This is a genomic window from Chromobacterium vaccinii, assembly GCF_000971335.1.
GTDB lineage: Bacteria > Pseudomonadota > Gammaproteobacteria > Burkholderiales > Chromobacteriaceae > Chromobacterium > Chromobacterium vaccinii.
In genome coordinates, this window is the sequence record NZ_JZJL01000016.1 from 1 (window position 1) to 20,109 (window position 20,109).

Annotated in this window: 14 protein-coding genes and 1 pseudogene; 7 read left to right on the forward strand and 8 right to left on the reverse strand. The window is 66.2% G+C overall.

All coding sequences use genetic code 11. The features are described 5' to 3' along the window. The 4 genes and pseudogenes from VL52_RS25340 to VL52_RS09825 form a co-directional block, all read right to left on the reverse strand. Positions 1-213, reverse strand: a pseudogene (locus VL52_RS25340) (cytidylyltransferase domain-containing protein); the annotation flags it as partial. Further along, positions 189-1,208, reverse strand: a complete 1,020-nt coding sequence (locus VL52_RS25625; protein ID WP_082113698.1) for a M23 family metallopeptidase — start codon at positions 1,206-1,208, stop codon at positions 189-191. The gene VL52_RS25625 and the pseudogene VL52_RS25340, both read right to left, overlap by 25 nt. Positions 1,209-1,324: 116 nt before the next feature. After that, entirely contained in the window at positions 1,325-1,765 is a 441-nt protein-coding gene (locus VL52_RS09820; RefSeq protein ID WP_046156873.1) for a cytidine deaminase, read from the reverse strand. 81 nt (positions 1,766-1,846) lie between these two features. Beyond that, a complete protein-coding gene (locus VL52_RS09825) occupies positions 1,847-2,785 on the reverse strand; it encodes an ArgP/LysG family DNA-binding transcriptional regulator (protein WP_046156874.1) in 939 nt (312 codons plus the stop codon). A gap of 254 nt (positions 2,786-3,039) precedes the next feature. Here VL52_RS09825 and VL52_RS09830 point away from each other — a divergent pair, with 254 nt between their 5' ends. Both VL52_RS09830 and VL52_RS09835 read left to right on the forward strand, forming a co-directional pair. Next, entirely contained in the window at positions 3,040-5,376 is a 2,337-nt protein-coding gene (locus VL52_RS09830; protein WP_268753696.1) for an EAL domain-containing protein, read from the forward strand. Positions 5,377-5,441: 65 nt separating this feature from the next. Further along, positions 5,442-6,077, forward strand: a complete 636-nt coding sequence (locus VL52_RS09835) for a LysE/ArgO family amino acid transporter (RefSeq protein WP_021477649.1) — start codon at positions 5,442-5,444, stop codon at positions 6,075-6,077. Here the strand turns inward: VL52_RS09835 and VL52_RS09840 are convergent. Next, positions 6,047-6,895: a LysR family transcriptional regulator gene (locus tag VL52_RS09840; RefSeq protein WP_046156876.1), complete on the reverse strand. Its 849-nt coding sequence runs from the start codon at positions 6,893-6,895 to the stop codon at positions 6,047-6,049. The genes VL52_RS09835 and VL52_RS09840 overlap by 31 nt on opposite strands. A gap of 112 nt (positions 6,896-7,007) precedes the next feature. Between VL52_RS09840 and VL52_RS09845 the strand changes: the two genes are divergently transcribed. From VL52_RS09845 to VL52_RS09855, 3 genes are all read left to right on the forward strand, one after another. Continuing rightward, complete coding sequence (locus VL52_RS09845; protein ID WP_046156877.1) at positions 7,008-7,730, forward strand: SDR family oxidoreductase; 723 nt, start codon at positions 7,008-7,010, stop codon at positions 7,728-7,730. A 252-nt stretch (positions 7,731-7,982) separates the two neighbouring features. After that, a complete protein-coding gene (locus VL52_RS09850) occupies positions 7,983-8,534 on the forward strand; it encodes a neutral zinc metallopeptidase (RefSeq protein ID WP_046156878.1) in 552 nt (183 codons plus the stop codon). 2 nt (positions 8,535-8,536) lie between these two features. Further along, entirely contained in the window at positions 8,537-9,265 is a 729-nt protein-coding gene (locus VL52_RS09855; protein WP_115618112.1) for a hypothetical protein, read from the forward strand. 18 nt (positions 9,266-9,283) lie between these two features. On the opposite strand, the gene pbpC is transcribed toward VL52_RS09855, so the two are convergent. The 3 genes from pbpC to VL52_RS09870 all read right to left on the reverse strand — a co-directional run bounded on the left by pbpC (position 9,284) and on the right by VL52_RS09870 (position 17,723). After that, positions 9,284-11,434, reverse strand: coding sequence for a penicillin-binding protein 1C (pbpC, locus tag VL52_RS09860; protein WP_235429263.1), 2,151 nt, complete (start codon positions 11,432-11,434; stop codon positions 9,284-9,286). A 73-nt stretch (positions 11,435-11,507) separates the two neighbouring features. Next, complete coding sequence (locus VL52_RS23950; protein ID WP_070981686.1) at positions 11,508-11,954, reverse strand: HIT family protein; 447 nt, start codon at positions 11,952-11,954, stop codon at positions 11,508-11,510. Positions 11,955-12,041: 87 nt separating this feature from the next. Next, positions 12,042-17,723 carry an alpha-2-macroglobulin family protein gene (locus VL52_RS09870; protein WP_052729242.1) on the reverse strand — a complete coding sequence of 1,894 codons (5,682 nt, stop codon included), beginning with the start codon at positions 17,721-17,723 and terminating at the stop codon, positions 12,042-12,044. A 415-nt stretch (positions 17,724-18,138) separates the two neighbouring features. Between VL52_RS09870 and tig the strand changes: the two genes are divergently transcribed. Continuing rightward, a complete protein-coding gene (gene tig, locus VL52_RS09875) occupies positions 18,139-19,446 on the forward strand; it encodes a trigger factor (RefSeq protein ID WP_046156883.1) in 1,308 nt (435 codons plus the stop codon). Positions 19,447-19,467: 21 nt separating this feature from the next. Then, the gene (clpP, locus tag VL52_RS09880) at positions 19,468-20,100 is read left to right on the forward strand and encodes an ATP-dependent Clp endopeptidase proteolytic subunit ClpP (RefSeq protein ID WP_046156884.1); all 633 of its coding nucleotides are present in this window, start codon (positions 19,468-19,470) and stop codon (positions 20,098-20,100) included. The last annotated feature ends 9 nt before the right edge of the window (positions 20,101-20,109 follow it).

The following is a 20,109-nucleotide window of genomic DNA, read 5'->3' on the forward strand; positions in this document are numbered from 1 at the left end:
CAGCGCGTGCGCCAGCGTCGCCACCGGCGCGTCGCCGGCGGCCAGCAGCTCGGCCAGCCGGTCGATCAGCTCGGGCTGGATCAGCGGCTCGTCGCCCTGCACATTGATCACCAGCGCGTCGGCCGGCAGCGCCAGCTTGGCGGCCACCTCGGCCAGGCGGTCGGTGCCGCTGGGGTGGTCTGCCCGCGTCAGCGCCGCCTCGACGCCGTGGGCGCCGGATCGCCGCCGCCGCGGTAGTGCGTCAGGCGGCCGCCCACGTTCACCCGGCCGCCGTCGCGCGCGGCGTAGCCCTGGTAGGCGCGGCTGCCGGAGAAGAACTGCCAGCCGCCCAGCCACTTGCGGTTCACCGGCTCGGCCTTGCCCTGGTGGATCAATGAAAAGTGGACATGAGGGCCGGTGGTGCTGCCGCCGCAGGGCAGGCCGTTGCCTGTCTTGCCCAGATAAGCGCCCTTGGCCACGCGCTGGCCGTCGGCCACCGTGTTGAGGTTGATCATGTGATAGTAGGTGGATGAGTAGCCGTTGTCGTGCACCAGCTTGACCAGCCCGCTGCCGTTGCGCAGGCAGCTCTTGTAGATCACGCCGGCTTGCGGTGCCAGCACCCGGCCGTCGCCGCCGGCGAAATCTATGGAGTCGTAGGGTTGGCTTTCGCCGCTGTAGCCGTGCGGGCCGCCGGTCATGCTCCAGGCAGCGCCTTCCTGCCAGGGCAGGCCCAGGCCGGTGGCGTCGGGCGCCAGCCGCTTGGCCCGAACGGTTTGGCTGCGCCAGGCGCGCCGCTCGTCGGCGCTCAGCCAATCATCCGGCGCGGCTTCCAGCAACGCGGCGAAGCTGTCTTCTCCTTCCAGCGCCAGTTGCCAGCCCTGATCCGTCTGCCGCGCCAGGAACAATCGGGACAGCGGCACCTGATCGGCATCCACGCCGGTCATCGTCGGCAGCGGCTGGGTGGCCGAGCCGATCACCCAGCGGCGGTCGGCGCTTTCCCGGTTTATCTCCACCAAGGGTTGCGGCAGACTCCCCTTAGCCAGCGGCAGAGGCGCCAGCCTCGCCAATGCATCGGCCGCGCGCTGGCGCAGCGCGGGATCTTGGGTCTCATGGGCGGCGTGGACAGACGCCGCGCCCAGGCAGATCAGTAGTACGGACAGGCATGAAATGGCGGGTTTCATCATCACGGACTCCTTTTCGTTCTGAACAGGAACAGCGTGATCGACCATATAGCGAGCGATTGTTATTTTCAGCTGTCCCTAAGAGAGGCGGGCAGCGGGGAACCTTTCGCGGGCATGAAAAACGGGAACCCTGGGGCTCCCGTGGGGTGCGCGCGGACCGCCGCTCAGCGTTGGCCGGCGTCCTGCAGGTTCTTGGGGCCGAAGGCGGAGGGCAGCAGCGCGTCCAGCGTAGTGTCGATGATGTCCTCGCCGTCGCAGATCGAGCGCACATGCATGGCGGGGCCGAACTCGTTCAGCACTTGGCGGCAGGCGCCGCAGGGGGAGGTGGGTTTATCGGTGGGGGTGTAGATGCAAACCGCCACCACGTCTTGCATGCCGTGATTGGCGCGGGCGGCGAAAACCGCGGTGCGTTCGGCGCAGTTGCTCAGGCCGAAGGAGGCGTTTTCCACATTGCAGCCGATGTGTATCTTGCCGTTGCCGTCCAGGATGGCGGCGCCGACGGCGAAGCGGCTATAGGGCGCGTAAGCCTGGCGGGCGGCCAATTGCGCGGCCATTTCCAGTTCGGCCCACTGTTCACTGCTGGGTGCGTGTTGCTTGCTGGTCATGCTGCCTCCATAAAACCAGGTCGGCGCCGGATGATGCGCCAGGGGCTTGGCCTTGTCAACGCGTCGGCCATGCCGTGCGGGTCAGGGGCCCTGCTGCGATTCTCCAACAGATGCATGATATGCCGCTTTGTCCTGGCGCAAGTGGCGGCCGCAGTAGTCCAGCATGGCCTCGGTCAGCGCCTGCGACAGCTCGGACTCCACCCGCCAGTGGTGCCAGTACAGCGGCAGGTCCATGTACTGGCCGGGGAACAGATCCACCAGCCGGCCGTCCTCCAGATCGCCGTCCAGCATCAGCTCCGGCAGCAGGCTGTAGGCGACGCCCTGGCGGGTGAGTTCGACGAAGCCCTGGGCCGAGGGCACGGTGAAGCTGGGAAAGCCGCCTTCGTAGCCGGCCGCCTGGCGCAGGAACTGCCCGTGCACCGCGTCCTTGCGGCTGAAGATGATGCTGGGCGCGCGAGCGAGCGCGGCGTGGTCCACCCCGTCCGGAAAATGGCGCGCGGCGAAGCGCGGCGTGGCCAGGCACAGGTAGCGCATCGCGCCCAGATAGTGCTGAACGCCGCTCTGGATCGGCACCGGACGGGTGCTGACGCAGCCCATCACGTGGCCGGTGCGCATCAGTTCGTGGGTGTGGTCCTGGTCGTCTAACACCACGTCCAGCAGCAGGTCGTGCGCTTCCAGCACCGGCGTCACCGCCTGCAGATACCAGGTGGCCAGGCTGTCGGCGTTGACGCCAACCGCCATCGTGGTGAACTCGCGCTGGCGCGGCGCCGGGCTGAGCTTCTGCAGCAGCTGGTTTTCCATCAGCAGCAGTTGCTGGTAGTGCCGCAGCAACTGGCGTCCTGCCTCGGTGGCTTCCGCCGGCGAGGTGCGGGTGAGCACCGGCTGACCAAGTTGTTCCTCCAGCTGGCGTATGCGTTGCGATACCGCCGACTGGGTCAGAAACAGCTTTTTGGCGGCCTTGTCGAAGCCGCCGGTTTCCGCCACCGCGGCCAGGGTTTGCAGTTGTCTGGGGTCGAACACTTTCGCTTTCCGTAGTCTTTCGACGATAAGAGATCGTTTAATAATGCGGCCGGACTTGCTTAAAAGCCAGCGCCGTGGCATGTTGCAGCCTTTGGCGGCCGGCCTTGTCTGATGCGGGTTTCAGACAGACCGCGCCAGTAGATACGGTACAAGAAATACCTGCTCCTGGGCAGGTGGGCGAGATAGTAGGGACGGCGGCCCGGCAGGCCGCGTCCCAGCCACGACAGGCGCAGAAAACAATGCATACGGATGAAATGGCACTCCTGGCGAATATGTGCCGCTTTATCGGAATCCGGACCGAACACCTGGCGCAGTTGCCGCGCCACGCAGATGCCGGCATGGCCCGCAGGGAACTGCTGGGCAAGGAGCTTTACTGGCATTTGCTGAAAAGCCCCGGCGAAGCGGAGCGCCTGCAGCGGCATCATGGCTGCTGCCAGGATGAGCTGGCGGCCATGCTGCTGGCGGAGTGGGACGCGCTTTTGAGGATGCCCTTGGATCAGGCCGTGGCAGCGGCTTTGGTCGAGCAGGGCGAACTGTATTGCCGGCTGGGCGTGAGCCTGGGCTGGCTGCAGGGCCTATACGAGCGCTGCCAGCCGCATTTGCTGGCCAGCCTGGAGCAGGCGGCGGGCTTGGACGCGGCGCGGCTGCTGCGCAAGCGCATCTTGCTGGACCAGATGCTGAAGACCCACGGCTACCAGCAGGCGCTGAAGCGCGAGGCTTCGCGCCATGGCGAGCACTTCCAGGCGATGTCCGGCCTGTACGCGACCCTCAGCGGCGTCAGCCTGGCGCTTGCCGACAGCGCCGATCGCCGCATCCTGCTGCAGACCGTCTGCGACGTCTGCGTGCGCGAGGCCGGTTTCGAACTGGCCTGGGTGGGGTTGCTGGACGCCGACGAGAAGCGGATGGAAGTGGCGGCGTTGTCCCGCGGCGAGCGAGCCTCCATGCCCGGCGAACTGCCGGCCCACGCCGAGGATGCGCAGGCTCCGGGCCTGGTGTCGCGCGCGCTGCGCAGCCGCGCGGCCCAGGTCAGCAATAATGCGCAATCCGATCCCGCGCTGAGACCCTGGCACGACGCGCTGAGCCGCCAAGGCATCCGCAGTCTGCTGGTGGTGCCGCTGCTGGTGCGCCAGCAGGTGGCGGGCGCGCTGGCGCTGCATGCCGGCGAAGAGGGTTTCTTCGACCAGTCCCGCCGCGCCTTGTTCGAACTGATGGCGCGCGAGGTCGGCCGCGGGCTGGAGCGCCACGACGCGCTGGAGCGCAGCCACCGCGCCGAAACCGAACTGGCCTTCCTGGCCCAGCACGACGCGCTGACCGGCCTGCCCAACCGCAGCCGCATGCAGGAGCTGATCGCCCGGCTGCTGAAGGCGCGCCGCGACGGCGGCCAGGTGGCGGTGCTGGCGATCGCGGTGGAAGGCTTCCACGACATCAACGCCCGTCTCGGTTACGAAGGCGGGGATCTGGTGCTGTGCGAGATGGCGCGCCGCCTGCGGCAGGCCATTTATCCGTTCGGCCACGTCGGCCGCGTCGGCGCCGCGCGCTTCGTCGCCTGCTCGGAACGCACCGACAGGCTGCAGGAGCTGGTGGACGAGCTGATGAGCCTGTTGCCGCAACCGGTGGACGCGATGGGCGCCCAGGTGGAGATACGCTGCAGCGTCGGCGTCGCGGTCAGCGGCGACGCGCTGTGCGACGCGGCCAACCTGCTGCGGCGAGCCGGCCTGGCGTTGAACCGGGCCAAGGACGAAGGCGGCGGCCATTCCCGCCATTACGACGCGGCGATGGACGAAGAGATTCACAAGCTGCACGCGCTGCGCAGCGCGTTCGCGCTGGCCATTCCGCGCGGCGAGCTGGCGCTGTACTACCAACCCAAGATCAATCTGCAGAACCACCGCATCGAAGGCGCGGAGGCATTGGTGCGCTGGGTGCGCAACGGCCGGCACGTGCCGCCGGGCGAGTTTTTCAACGCCATCGAGCATACCAATCTGATGCGCGAGCTGGACTGGTGGGTGCTGCGGGAGGCGGTGCGCCAGATGGGCGAATGGCGGCGGCGCGGCTTGTCATTGCCGGTCAGCGTCAACTTGTCGGCGGCCACGCTCAAGCACGAGGATTTCCTGTTCGGACTGGAGGCCTTGCTGGAGGCGAACCCGCTGCCGGCGGGCTTCTTGGAGCTGGAGGTGCTGGAGACTGTCACCCAGCAGGAGGCGGAGCAGATCACGGCCAAGCTGGAGCGTTGCCGCGACCTGGGCCTGTCCATCGCGCTGGACGACTTCGGCACCGGAGCATCGTCGCTGGTGCATCTGCAGCAGCTGCCGTTCGACACCATCAAGATCGACCAGCGCTTTGTCCGGCTGTTGCTGGACATGCCGGGCAACGAGGCCATCATTCGCAGCATGCTGTCCTTCGCCCACTACACCGGACGCAAGCTGGTGGTGGAGGGGGTGGAAAGCCGGGCGATCTGGAGCAGGCTGCGCGAGATAGGCTGCCACGACGGCCAAGGCTATGGCATTTCGCCGCCGCTGGCCGCGGGCGAGCTGCCGGAGTGGCTGAAGCAGTGGAGCAAGAATGCTGCTATTAATTCTTCTTATGTATCATGATTTTTATTAGTTTTACTTAATGAAATCCGGACGTTAATCTGCTTGCAAATAGTTTGGAGCAGGCAATGTTCAATTTCAGTGTTTTCCTTTCCGCGCTGGGCATCTCTTTCAGCCAGATCGTCGGCATCGGTCCGCAGAACGCCTATGTGCTGCGGCAGGGGATAGGGCGCAGCCATGTGCTGCCCATCGTCGCCATTTGCATCGTCGCCGATGTGCTGCTGATCGCCGCCGGCGTGCTAGGTGTGGGCAAGGTGGTGGCCGGCATCCCCGGCTTTGTCAGCGTGGTCACCTGGGCCGGCGCGGCCTTCATCCTGTGGCTGGGCTTCAAGTCCTTCCGCTCCGCGCTGAACGCGGGCGGCATGACGCTTGACGGCGGCGTGGAGCGTGACCGGAAGAGCGCCATCCGCACCATTCTGGTTGTGACCCTGCTCAATCCCTATGTCTGGCTGGACACCGTGGTGCTGATCGGCAGCGTGTCCTCGGTGTACGGCGAGCACGGCGCGCTGTCTTTCCTGATCGGCAGCCTCAGCGCCTCCGTGCTGTGGTTCGGCGCCATCGGCCTGTTCGCAGGCAAGCTGGCCCCGCTGTTCACCAAACCGTCCAGCTGGCGGGTGCTGGATTGCGTGATCGGCTTCGTGATGCTGTTCACCGCCTCGATGCTGATCTACAACTACGGCTTGTCGGCGCCGCTGCCGCTGTAACCGTCCAGAGTTTCCTTGAGCGCCTGCAAGGCCGGAAGCTCCAGCGCTTGCGCCGCGTAGCATAGCCCGACGCGGCGGGTCGGCGTGGCGCCTGCCAGCGGGATGGCTTTGAGGCCGGGGTGGTCGTCGGCCAGCGAGGCGGGCAGCAGCGCAACGCCCAGCCCCGCAGCCGCCATATGGGCGGCCAGCCTCAGGCTGCCGGCCCGCGCCGCCGCCAATGTGGGAGTCGCGCTGCCATGCAGATCCAGCAGCCGCTGGTGGCTGGGGTGGTCCGGACAGACTGTCCAGTCCGGCTCGTCCAGCAGCGCGATATCCACCTGATCGCGCGCCGCCAAAGGGTGGTCCGCCGGCACGGCCAGCACAAAATCCTCTTCCCACAGCGGCAGAAACAGTTCGTCTTCGCAGCGGCCGTCCTCGGCCGCCAGCCGCGCGTCGCCGCAGCATCCTTCCCGCACCTCCAGCAATATTGCCGGCTCGGCTCGCGCCGCGCGCGCCAGCAGCGCTTCCAACTGGCTGCGGCCCACATCCGCGTCCACGCCCAGGCATAGCGGCGCGCAATCGCGGCGCTGCCGGAACATCCTCGTCAAGGCGTCGGCCTGGGCCAGCATCCTGCGCGCTTGCGGGTAGAGCAGGCGCGCGTCTTCGCTGACGTCCACGCCGCGGGGCAGCCGTTCGAACAGGGTGACGCCCAGCGCGTCCTCCAACTGGCGTATGGTGACCGACAGAGTCGGCTGGGTGACGAATAGCCGTTGCGCCGCCAGCGTGACGCTGCGTTCCTCGAAAACGGCGACAAAGGCCTTCAATTGGCGAATATCCATAGAAACAATCTATATCAGGCAGAGGTTTTTATCATTTTTCAGCTTATTCCATGCTGAATATACTGCATGGCATCTGTTTCATATCGATAAATTTTATGGAAGGAGAGTGTCCATGAGCAAACCCCTGATCGTGATCACCGGAGCCAGCTCCGGCATCGGCGCCGCTGCGGCCAAGTTGTTTTCCCGGGCAGGCCATCCGCTGCTGCTGCTGGCGCGCCGCGTCGAAAAACTGGAAGCGTTGGAGCTGCCTGATACCCTGTGCCGCCGGGTGGACGTGACCGATCGCGCCCAGTTGCAAGCGGCGCTGGCCGAGGCCGAGGCGCGCTTCGGCCCAGCCGACGCCATCGTCAACAACGCCGGCGTGATGTTGCTGGGCGCGATGGCTCAGCAAGACCCGGACGAATGGCAGCGCATGCTGGACGTCAACGTCAAGGGCCTGCTCAACGGCATCCATGCGGTGCTGGCCGGCATGGCGGCTCGCGGCCGCGGCACCATCATCAACATCAGCTCCATCGCCGGGCGCAAGACCTTTCCCAACCACGTGGCCTATTGCGGGACGAAGTTCGCGGTGCACGCGATTTCGGAAAACCTGCGCGAGGAAGTGGCCGGCAGCGGCGTGCGCGTGATCACCATCGCGCCGGGCGCGGTGGAGACGGAGCTGCTGGGCCACACCACCGATGAGGCGATCAAGGCCGGCTACCAGGAGTGGAAGCAGCAGATGGGCGGGGTGTTGGAAGCGGACGACGTGGCCGAAGCCATCGCTTACGCCTACGGGCAACCGCAGCGCGTGTGCGTGCGCGAAATCGTGCTGGCGGCTACCGGGCAGCCGGCGTAAACATCCCGATCCGGCGATGCCGCGCGCGGTACGCCGGATCGGGCGGCGGACAGGGGAAAGGGCGGGCTGCGATGGCGGCTCGCCCTTTTACATGGATATTTTTATCACGAAACAAATGCATTTTAGCGTTAAAACAAAGACATAAAGTTAGAATATCAAATTGAAATTTTATAAATAATAATTCTTTCCAGAATGATTATTCATTTGCCATAAAAAAATCTCCGTGACGCAACACTCAAGGAGAAAGAGATCATGACAAGGAAAGTCATCACGCTGTGCGCGCTCGGCGCGGTTATCGCAGGCCAGATCGGCGCGGCCCTGGCCCTGCCGGTGAACAACAGCTACATCCAGTCCAGCGCCAACGAGATCCGGGGCTTCCTCGGCTCTTACGCGCGCCCGACGGTCTATGTGGACCAGAATGCCTGCGGCGAGCCGCAAACCAGCGCGATGGCGTGCGGCCCGTACACCATCAGCGTCGGCACCGGCTTCCTGCAGCAGCAGGAAAGCAGCTATGGCAACTACGTGGCCAAGTTCATCCTGGCGCACGAATGGGGCCATTCCGTCCAGTTCACCCGAGGCATCAACCGCCAGCCGCCGATGCAGGAGCTGCAGGCTGATTGCGTGGGCGGCACCTTCGCCAAGTACGCCGAGACCAATCTGCGCTATCCGAGCTTCATCGAGAACGCGGTGGCGTCGGCGCGCGACGCGGCCGACTACGCCGAGCACGGCACGCCGTCGCAGCGCGATTACTACTCGCGCTACGGCTACGCCAACGGCTTCAACGTCTGCATGACGCGGATCTGACGATGAAGAGGGCAACCTTGTTGATCGCAGCGGCCGCAGGGACGGCGGCCGTGGCGGCATGGCTATGGCTGCCCGCTCACTTCGCGATGGCGGGAGGCGCGGCCGGTCAGGCGCAGTCCGCCGCGGCGAAAGGGGCTGGGACGGAGAAGGGCGCGGCTTTGCCGGCTGCGAAGCCCGGCGCCGGCGGTTTCAGCTTCGCGGTGGGCGGCGATCCGTCCGCGCAGCAGCAGGCTGCCGCGGTTCGGCCGGAAACGCCGGCCGAGCGCGCGCGCAAGCAGCAGCTGCGCAAGCTGGGCTACATGATAGACGCGCGTTACTACCAGATGTCGCTGGCCGACCTGCGCATGGCCGCCAGTCGCGGCGATCCGCAGGCGCTGACGCATCTGGCCGAGCGCTATCTGTTCCAGCTGGACGGCCATCCGCGCGAGCCGGACTACGAGGCGGACTTCCGCTACCGCGAGGAGGCGCGCGAGGCGCTGCAGCAGGCCTATGCGCGCGGCAATCTGCACGCGGCGGCCATCATCTCGGAGAGTTATCTGCTGGACAAGCAACCGGAAGAGGCCGCCGCCTGGAACCTGGTGGCGCGCCGCTCCGGCGACACGCTCAGCGCCGACTGGCTGTTGAAGACCAAGGACTACCAGGCCTTGACCGAGCAGCAGAAGGCCAGCGCCGCGCAACGCGCCAACCAGTTGTGGCAATCGCTGCAGCGGCGCAAGGCCGCCGCCGGCTAGTTTGACGGGCGGGGCGCTTCAACGCGGCCTGTCGGGCCGCAGCGAGGCGCCGCGCACCTCGAACCTCACCGCCTGCACCGCCTTGCCGTCGCCGCCGCGCAGCTCCAGCCGGTGCCGGCCGGGCCAGGGAAACCAGGCCAGTTCCGCTCCGCTTCCCAATCGTTTGCCGTCCAGCCACCATTGCGGCTTGGCCACGCCGCGCGCGCGCAGCACCATGCGCTGGTTGGCGGGCGGGATGTCCGGATCGAGCGCGAAGATGCTGCCGTCCACCGGCGCGGCGATGCCCGGCGTCAGATCGGCGGCGGAGCCCTTCTGCGGAACGATCAGCGCGCGCTGGGTGCCGGCCAGGAACCACTCGGTCCGCGGCGCGGCGACATCGCCCTGGTAGCTTACCTTCTGACGCACCAGGCCGGCCGGCGGCGCGGGCGGCGGCAGAGGGGCGGCCGATTGCTGGGCGCGATCCAGCACGGCCTGCCATACCGGCGCCGCGCCGTGCATGCCGGACACGTCCCACATCGGCTCGCCGCTGGCGTTGCCCACCCAGGCCGCCACCGTGAAGCGGCGCGAGAAGCCCGCCGCCCAGTTGTCGCGCATGTCCTTGCTGGTGCCGGTCTTCACCGCGCTCCAGTAGCGGGTGGACAGCGCGCTTTCCAGGCCGAAGGTGAGCGCGCGCGCGGTGCGATCGGACAGGATGTCGGAGATGATGAAGCTGCTGGCGGGGTCGAGCAGACGCTCGGGCTTGGCTTTGGCGTCGGCCAGCGTCCAGCGCGGCGGGCTGGCCAGGCCTTGGTTGGCCAGCGTGCGATAGGCGTTGGCCAAGTCCAGCAGGCGGATGTCGGCCGCGCCCAGCGCCAGGCTGTAGCCGTAGTAGTCGCCGTCCTCGGTCAGGCTGGAGAAGCCCAGCTTGACCAGCCGGTCGCGCGCGGCGTTGGGGGTGACCATTTCTATCGTCCGCACCGCAGGGATGTTCAATGACGAGGCCAGCGCGGTGCGCACCGGCACCAGGCCCTTGAAATCCTTTGAGTAGTTTTGCGGCGCGTACAGGCCGCTGCCGGTTTGCAGATCCAGCGGGCTGTCGTCCAGCAACGAGGCGGCGGTCAGATAATGCTTTTCCAGCGCTTGCTGGTACAGGAAGGGCTTGAGCGTGGAGCCGGCCTGGCGCAGCGCGGTGACGCCGTCCACCTGGGCGGCGTTGGACAGGCCGCGGCCGCTGGAGCCCACCCAGGCCAGGATGTCGCCGCTCTGGTTGTCCAGCACCACCAGCGCGCCGTCCTGCACATTGCGCTGCGACAGCGCCGACAGATGGCGGCGCAGCGCGGCGGCGGCGAAGCGCTGCAGCGGCAGGTCCAGCGTGGTGGCCACCCTGCTGCCGGCGGTAAAGCGGCGCGCCTGCTGCAGCTTTTGCGCGAAGTGAGGCGCGTCCTGTTCGGCCAGCGGGTTGGCGGCGCGGCTGCGGGCCAGCGCCAGCGCGGCGCGCACGCCCAGCGCCGCGCAGTCCGGCTTGCGGCCCATGTCCTGCAGAATATGGCAGGCGCGGCCGGCCACCTTGTCCGGCGCGGCGTTCGGGGCGCGGATCAGCGCCACGGCGATCGCCGATTCTTCCAGGTTCAGTCCGGAAGGCAGCTTGCCGAACAGTGTGGATGACAGCGATGACAGGCCCACCAGCTCGCCGCGGAAGCCCACCAGGTTCAGGTAGGCCTCCAGGATTTCCGCCTTGGTCCAGTGCCGTTCCAGCCAGGCGGCGGACCAGGTCTGGCCCATTTTCTGCCACAGGCTGCGGCCGCCCTTGCTCACCTTCAGATCGTCGTCCAGCAGGCCGGCCAGCTGCATGGTCAGCGTGGACGCGCCGCGGGTGCGGGTATTCCACAGATTGGCCCAGGCCGCCGCCGCCACGCCGGACCAGTCCACGCCGCTGTGCTGGTAAAAGCGCTTGTCCTCGGACAGCACCAGGGCCTGGCGAAAGGCGGGCGAGGTGTCGGCCAGGCCGACCCACTCCTGCCGCCGCGCCTGCTTGTCGACGCGCAGCCGCTGCAGCGTCTGGCCGTGGCGGTCCAGCAGCGTCACGTCGGACGGTTGCCAGGCGGCTTTCACCTCTTTGAACGTGGGCTGAGCCCAGGCGGGGGCGGAGAGCAGGGTCAGGGCGATGATGAGGATGCTGGGTTTGGTCACTGCTGGTGCTTTTCTCAATTGCGGGCGGGCACTGGGTATTGGCGCAAAGGTTATGGCGCGGCGCATTCGGGGTTCATTGGCGTGAACTCTGCTGCTGGGCAGCGCTGGCGCGGCCTATCGCTTCTCTCAATGCGGCTGCCGTTTGAGCGAGTCCGTGATTTCTCGGTTCAGCGGGTTCGGTTGAGTAGAATTCTGAAAATGGACGATTTTTATCTCTGGGCACGACATGCATGTGAAAGTGGCCGAGCTCATTGAAGACGCCGCCGTTCTGGCAGAGGGTGATGCCGTCCGGGCGGTACAGCGACTTGATGGCCTTGGCGACGGATTGGGCCGCGTCCATGACTGCTTTGGTCAACTGCCCGTCCAGCTCTTCCAGTTCCACCGCATGCCGCTTGGGGAGGATCAGCGTATGCCCTTCACCGAAAGGATCGTGGTCAAGAAAGCACGTGACAAGGTCGTTTTCGTAAACTGTGTGTATGGTTTCTTTCCCATTCGCCAATCGGCACCCCAAACACTCCATCTTTTCTCCCATTATTTCTGAGCGATATCCATCCAGTCTGTGAGCGAATGCCGCCTCTCCCCGGAATGTCGAGGAGAGGCTGTCACGTCACTTCCCGTCACCCACCACTTTGAATGCCCCGTTCGGCGACATTCCGAACACGTCCGGCGCGTACATCGCTTCGACGCGGGTCGGCGGCAGCTTGAAGGTGCCGGGATTGTTCAGCCGCATCGTGTATTCCACTTTGAGCTCGCCGCGCGGCACGTAGCTGTAGTAGGCGCGGTAGCCGGCGAAGCGGCGTTCGATGTAGTCGGCGTAGTCGCCGCCGTTGCCGGACTTGGCGTCGATCGCCGAGTCGCGGCCCAGGCCGCCGCCCTGGATCGCGGCGCCGGCCGGGATCGGGTCGTCCACCACCACCCAGCTCATATCGCTCTGCGCCTGGATGGTCAGGGTCACTTTGACCACGTCGCCTGGCTGATATTGGCCGTCCACCTTCTGGCTCACCGGCGTCAGCGTCTTCTTGATGCTGTAGCCGGCGTAGCGCGGCCCCTTCAGCGGAATGGCGGCTTCGGCTTGAATAGTGGCCCACGGCGCGCCGGAACCAGCATGTTTGAGCTGCAGCTTGCCGCCGCTGGCGGGCCACGACAGCAGGCCCAGCTGTTTGACGCCTTCCTGCGGCCAGGCGAGGCTGAGGCTGGACTTGCCGAGGACGGCGCTGGTCTGTCCCGTCACCGCCACGGTTTCGAACTGGCGCGAGAACTGCGCGGTGGCCAGCGATCCCCACAGGTTGGCGGTAGTGGTGTCCCAATGGCCTTTTTGTTGGCGGCCGAGCAGGCCGGTCAGCAGGCGCGGCATGTCGGCCTGCCAGTCCGGCAGCTTGCGCGCGGCCAGCAGCAGCTTGGCGGCGTTGACGTCGCCGTTGCCCATCAGCCACCAGGCGTTGTCGTTGGCTTCGGTGCTGAAGCCCATCCGCGTGCCCTGGTAGGTCAGTCGGGCGCGCAGCAGGTTGGAGGCTTCCGAGATGCGGCCGGCGCGCTGCGGGATGTCCGCCGCGCGGCCCAGCAGCGACAGCCAGTCCACCAGCATGGCGGTGCCCATCTTCTGCGGGTTCAGGTCCAGCACGTCCAGCATCGCCGGGCGGAAGCGGCCGTAGCGCGACAGCGCGTCCATCGCCGCCAAGCGGCGCGCGTCGGCGTCCTGGCGGCTGCCGGGCAGGTCGCGTTTGAGCTTGCCTTCGACGAAGGCGGACAGGCCGTCAAGCATCTTGCCGCGCGGGCTTTCCGGGATATTCATGCCGGCCTCGCCGGCCACCGACAGCAGATAGCTGGTCAGCACGTCGCTGCCGCGGTCAGGCGTGCCTTCGCCCAGCGGGAAGTAGGCGGCCAGGCCGTTGCCGTCCAGATACAAGGGCAGCTCGCCCATCAGCTGGTTCCAGCGCTTGCCGTCGGCCAGGCCGATGGCGATGGAGCTGCGCTGTTCCAGGCAGGCGTAAGGGTAGTCCTCGAACCAACGGCGCACGCCGGGCAGGCTATTGCCTAGTTTGGCCTGCAGGCTGACGCGGATGCCGCCGCGGCCCGGCAGCGCGCCTGGCGGCGGGGCCACCGGGATGGACAGCTCGGGCGACACGCGTTGCAGAGTGGCCTGCTCCACCGTCACCGGCACTGCGGGGTCTATCTGCTGTTTGACCGCCAGCTTGTCGGCGGCCTTGCCGTCCATCTGCTGGGCGGCGAAGGTCCATTGGGCCTCCTTCAGGCCTTCCGGCACCGTCACGTTCCAGCTGACCAGGCGCGCCTCGCCCACCGGCAGGCTGATTTCCCTGGCCGGCAACGCCGGGAAGCCGGACGCGGCGGCGGATACCTTGACCTTCAGCGGCTTCTCGCCGCCGTTGCGCACGGTGACGCCGGCCTGCAACTGGTCGCCCTCGCGCGCCAGCGGCGGGATGCCGGGGCTCAGCTGCAGGTCTTGCGTCACATTGAAGCCGGATTCGCCGGTGCCGAACATGTCATTGCCGACGTCGGCTACCGCCACCAGGCGGAAGCGGGTGAGGGCGTCGTTGATCGGCACCTTGACGCGGGCGCTGCCGTTGGCGTCCAGCTTGAGGCTGGGCTGCCAGACCAGCAGGGTGTCCAGCAGCTCGCGCGTCGGCGCCTTGCCGCCGCCGCCGCCCGGCGGCAGCGATTTGCGGCCGTAGTGGCGCTTGCCCACCACCTCGAGCTGGGCGGTGGCGGTTTCCACGCCGTAGCTGTGGCGCTGGTACATCGCCTGCATCAGCTCCCAGCTGTGGTTGGGCTGCAGTTCCAGCAACGCTTCGTCGACGGCGGCGAAGGCCACTTCGGTGCCGGCCGGCGCCGGCTTGCCGTTCGGCAGCGTCACCTTGACGGCGACTTCGGCGGTCTCGCGGATGCCGTAGCTTTTCTTGGCTGGCGTGACTTCCACGCTCAGCCGCTTGGCGGCGTCGCCCACTTGTATCTCCGCCACGCCGTATTTGAAGGCGGGGCGCGACAGGTCCACCATCGCGGTCGGCGGCGCGTAATCGCCGCCTTCGTTCCAGTAGGCGTCCCACCATTCCGACGGGCTCTTCCAGCCCCAGGTGAAGAACGAGTACCACGGCACGTCGCGCACGCGGCCGCGCACGGCCAGCACCGACACGTAGACGTTGGGCGTCCAGTCGGGGCCGATTTTCAGTTCCACCGTCGGGTCCTTGCCTTCCAGCGCCACCACGCGGGTCTCCAGGATGCCTTCGCGCTCGATGGCCAGCCAGGCGGTGGCCTTGCGGAAGGGCATGCGCACCTGGAAGCGGGCGGTTTCGCCGGGCAGATAGCTGGTTTTCTCGGGCAGGATGTCGATGCGGTCATTGTTGTCGACGTCGAACCACAGTTCGTCGTGCTTGCTGACCCAGACCGATTGCGCGGCCTGGGCGGCGTTGCCCTGGTCATCCTTGGCTTCGGCGATCAGCTCCATGTCGCCGGCGTCCTTGAGGTTGATGTCGCAGAACACCAGGCCGCGGGCGTCGGTGGTGCCGCCGCACACCTTGCCCTTGTCGTCGGTTTCCTCGTTGTGGTCCCAGGCGTAGAAGCCGCCTACCAGCCGTTTGCGGCTGGACAGGTAGCGGTGCTCGCGCAGCGTGACCTTGACGTCTTTGTTGGCGATGGGCTTGCCGGCGGTGTCTAGCACCACGGCTTTCAATTGCAGCGCGCGGCCGGCGGTGATCCAGCTGTCCACGCTGACGCCCACCTGCAGCGCGGCCGGCCAGAGCGGTATGCGGCGGGTGATGGTCTGGGTTTCGCCGTTGGGATCGCGGTAGGCGGCTTCGGTCACCAGGTCGTAGCGGCGGTCCAGCTTGGGCAGCTTGTCGACGGTCGCCTTGCCGTTGCCGTTGGCGTCCAGCTTCAGCGCGGCCTTGTCCAGCACCACTTTTCCATCGAGCGAGCCGTCGCTGTTTTCGCGGCTGCGCTGCGGCGGCGAGAAGGTGAAGCCGTCGTAGGCCTTGATGCGGGTGTAGGCGTCGGCCAGCATCGCGCTGACCTCCACCGGCCAGTCCTTGGCCGGGCCGCCGTTGCCCCAGGACATCGATACGTTGAGCGGCACTTGCTTGGCGCCGATATTGGCGCCCTTGGCGGTGAAGATGCGGCCGGTCATCACCGGCAGGCGGAATTCCTCGACGCGGAAGCTGCCGCTGTGCAGCGAATAGCCGTCCAGTTCCGGGCTGGCGGGCTTGGCCTTGTCGTCCTGGCCGCGCGCGCCCTTGCGCTCCAGATACAGCGTGTACTCGCCGAGCTTGGCCTCCTTCGGCAGCGTGTAGCTGCTTTCGGCGTAGCGGCCGTTGCGCCAGGTCAGCGGCAGATTGATTTCATCGCCGCTGCCGTCATGGACGATGCGCAGCTGCTGCGGCAGCTGGCTGGGCTTCAGCTGGGCCAAGCCCTTGCCGGCCTGCACCCGCAACAGGTGCTTCATCGATACCGTTTCGCCGGCGCGGAACAGCGGGCGGTCCAGGATGGTATGGGCCAGGATGGACGGGCTGTCGTTCCATTGGGTGGGGAAGGGAAAGCGCCACGATTCGATGCCGCGGTTCCAGCCGGAGCGGACGAAGGACACGTCCTCGTTGCCCTGCGCGTCCTTGGCGCGGGCAGTGACGAACAAGCCGGAAAGTTCCTCGTCGGACGAGCATTCGCCGCCGTTCAGCTGCTTGTTGATGCTGGCGATGCCGTTCTTGTCGGCCTTGCCGGACCACAGCGCCTCGCCCTTGCAGTCGTAGACGTTGATTTGGGCGTCCGGCACCGGTTTGCCCTTGTCCAGCGTGGTCACCCACACCGAGGCGTTCTCACTGGAGCGCTTCAGGTGCACGGCCATATTGGTTACCAGGGCGGCGGTGCGCACGTACATCGGCTTGTCGGCGCCCAGCAGCGATTTGCCCAGCAAGCGGGACGATACTTCCACCACGTAGAGGCCGGGCTTGGGCAGCGGGATGCCCACCACCTCGAACGGCCATTTGCCGTTCTTGTCAGGCTGCGTCGGCAGTTTCAGCGGCGCGGCGTCGCGGTTCTTGGAGAGCAGCGATACGCGCCGGCTTTCAATGGTTTTGTCCTTGCCGGCCGGCAGATTGCTTTCATGGTAGCGCTGCACCTTGGCCAGCCATGCCATGATGTCGGCGTCGCGGGTGAGGCGCAGCGCCTGGCCGCCCAGTTGCACCGACTTGATGCGCAGATCGGCCTCCACGCCGCGCAGCGTGATCGGCAAGGCGGCGTCGGCGCCGGATTCGATGATGCCGAACGGCGCGGCGGAGAATTTGGCCAGCGGCGGGTAGTCGCCCAGCTTGAACGACAGCGGGAAGCGGCCGGCGTTGACCAGCGGCCGGCCGACTTCGTCGCGGAAGTCCTTGGGCAGGGTCAGCGTCAGCGCGCCAAGCGGCGGGAACGGCGGCGCGAAGCTGATGCTGTCCACCGGTTCGCCCTTGCTGCGCTCTTGCGCCTGCGGCTCGCGCTCGGCGCCGCCGCCGGACAGCCGCACCGCCATCGCCATTTTTTCCGGCACCGGCGAGCTGAAGTTCAGCGTGACGGGCTTGAACGGGATGCAGGCGCCCTTGGCGCTTTCGCGCTGGCAGCTCATGCTGGCGCTGAAGGCGGGGCGGACCTGGAAGTCCAGTTTGTCCGGCTGGCCGGCTCCGCGCAGGTGGACCAGCGACAGCTTGCTGTCCGGTGCCAGGCGCTGGTCGCAGCGCACGGTCAGCACCTGGGATGCCGACTTTTGCAGATCGAGATGCTTGAGCAGCGCAGCGCGCTCGGCGATGGCGAGCGTCCGCATCGGGGTGCGCTCGGGCAGGCTGGACGACTGGCAGTAGAGCGAGGACGGCGACACATTGGCTGCGTTGAATTTCAGCACGAAGACCTGGTCTTCCTCGATCCGCCCCTCGTCCGGCCAGCTGCGGCTGACGATGGGCAGACCGGTGAAGAAGCGGAAGGCCGGACCGCTGACCGCGTCTCCCCGCGCATCCTTCAGGCCGGGCTTCAGCGTGAAGCGGCAGTCGGTGTTGGCGGCGGGCGTCCCCGGCAGGTCCAGCGCCCAGGTCTTGTCGTCCACCCAGTGGCTCTTGCCTTTCAGGCCGCAGCTCCAGTCGAACGGCGCCGGCGCGGCGCTGTTGCCCAGCGCGATCATGCTGGCGGAGAAGGTGGCGCGCACCTGGCTGATTTCCTTCACTTCGCCCTGCGGACTGAAGGTGACCACGCCGGCGTGAGAGGCGGCGGGGGCGGCGAAAACGGCGAGCAGCAGGCTGCGGCGCAGCAGTGTCTTCATGGCGTCACCGAGGGAGGGTTGGGGCCGGGAGGCGCGGTTTCGGGCGGAAAGGCTCATTCTTTCAGGATATTTTCTCTGCTGGAAATGGCAATTTGCATGAAGCGGGATGATAGCAGATGGCGCCAGCCGCCGCGCGCGCGCCGGTAAAAACCTCTGCAATATCAAGCCGAAATCCTTTTGGGTTCGCGGCGCGGCGCGCGTCGGCGCCGCAGGCGGGCGGGACTCCCGGCCGAAGCCGGAGCGGCAGAGGGGCAGACAAGCCGGCCCTGCGTGCTATACTCTTTGCTTCGTTGGGTGCGTGGTGTAACTCCACGCAGCGCCGCTTCCAAGCCGTCCGGCGGGTGCCGGAAACCTGGCGGGAGTGGGCGTCGTACCGTCCCAGATGACTAAAACCTGTCACACTTAAGGAATCAACATGCAAGTACAGCTGGAAACTCTGAGCAATCTTGAACGCCGCATGAACATCGCCCTGCCGATGGCCGCCATTGAAACCCAGGTTGCCGAGCGCCTGAAGCGCGTGGCCCGCGGCGCCAAGATCCAAGGTTTCCGCCCGGGCAAGGCTCCGCTGAAGATCGTGGAAATGAACTACGGCGCCCAGGTGCGTGAAGAGGTGATGGGTGAGCAGGTTCAGCAAGGCTTCTACAAGGCCGTGACCGAACAAAGCCTGCGCGTTGCCGGCTACCCGCGTTTCGAGCCGGTTGCAGCCGGCGACGACAAGGAAAACTTCAAGTTCGCCGCCACTTTCGAAGTGTATCCGGAAGTGAAGGTCGGCGAGCTGGCCGGCAAGGAAATCGAAAAGCCGAACACCGTGGTCGGCGACGCCGAAATCGAAAAGACCATCGACATTCTGCGCAAGCAGCGCACCCGCTACAACCGCGTTGAGCGCGAAGCCGCCGAAGGCGACCGCGTGATCATCGACTTCAAGGGCACCATCGACGGCGTGGCCTTCGAAGGCGGCTCTTCCGAGAACTTCCCCTTCGTGCTGGGCCAGGGCCAGATGCTGGCCGAGTTCGAAGCCGGCGTCGTCGGCGCCAAGGAAGGCGACATCAAGAGCGTGGAAGTGAGCTTCCCCGAGGACTACCATGGCAAGGACGTGGCCGGCAAGAAAGCCGTGTTCGAGATCCTGGTGAAGAACGTGGCTGAAGCCACCCTGCCGGAAGTGAACGAAGAATTCGCCAAGATGCTGGGCATCGCCGAAGGCGACGTGGAAAAGATGCGCGGCGAAATCCGCAAGAACGTCGAGCGTGAAGTGAAGCGCCGCCTGCAAGCACGCATCAAGGAAAACGTGATGCAGGCGCTGATCGACGCCACCGAGCTGGAGCTGCCGAAAGCCCTGGTGAGCCTGGAAATCGGCCGTCTGGTCGAGCAGGCCCGCCGCGACATGCAGCAACGCGGCATGAACGTGAAAGACATGCCGTTCCCGCCGGAGCTGTTTGCCGCTCAGGCCGAACGTCGCGTGAAGCTGGGCCTGATCCTGTCGGAAATGGTTGAAGCCAACAAGCTGGAAGCCAAACCGGAACAGGTTCGCGGCATGATCACCGAATTCGCCGACAGCTACGAGCAGCCGGAAGACGTGCTGGCCTGGTACTACGAGAGCCAAGATCGTCTGGAGGGCCCGACTTCGATGGTTCTGGAAGACAACGTGGTTGAATTTGTGCTGTCTCAGGCCAATGTTGTAGCCAAGGACCTGTCCTTCGATGAACTGATGGGCAGCCAAGCCTGATAACAACTTTTGGAGTGGCCGATGAAATCTATGATGGAACCGCAAGGTCTGGGCTTGGTGCCCATGGTGGTGGAGCAGAGCGGTCGGGGCGAGCGCGCCTATGACATCTACTCTCGCCTGCTGAAGGAACGCATCGTCTTCCTGGTCGGTCCTGTCACCGACGAGTCGGCCAACCTGGTTGTGGCGCAGATGCTGTTCCTGGAGTCGGAAAATCCGGACAAGGACATCCATTTCTACATCAACTCGCCGGGCGGCTCGATTACCGCCGGCATGTCGATCTACGATACGATGAACTTCATCAAGCCGGATGTTTCGACGCTGTGCATCGGGCAGGCGGCCAGCATGGGCGCCTTCCTGTTGGCGGCGGGCGCCCATGGCAAGCGTTTCGCGCTGGAGAACAGCCGGGTTATGATTCACCAGCCGCTGCTGTACGGCGGCGGCCTGTCAGGCCAGGTGACCGACATCGAGATCCATGCCCGCGAGCTGGTCAAGGTGAAGGCAAAGATGAACGAGCTGCTGGCCAAGCACTCGGGCCAGGCGCTGGAGCGTGTGCAGTCCGACACCGAACGCGACAACTTCATGTCGGCGGAAGAGGCTCGTGCGTACGGCATGATCGATAAAGTGCTGTCTTCCCGTCGGGATGTGACGGTCTAAGTAGTGGAA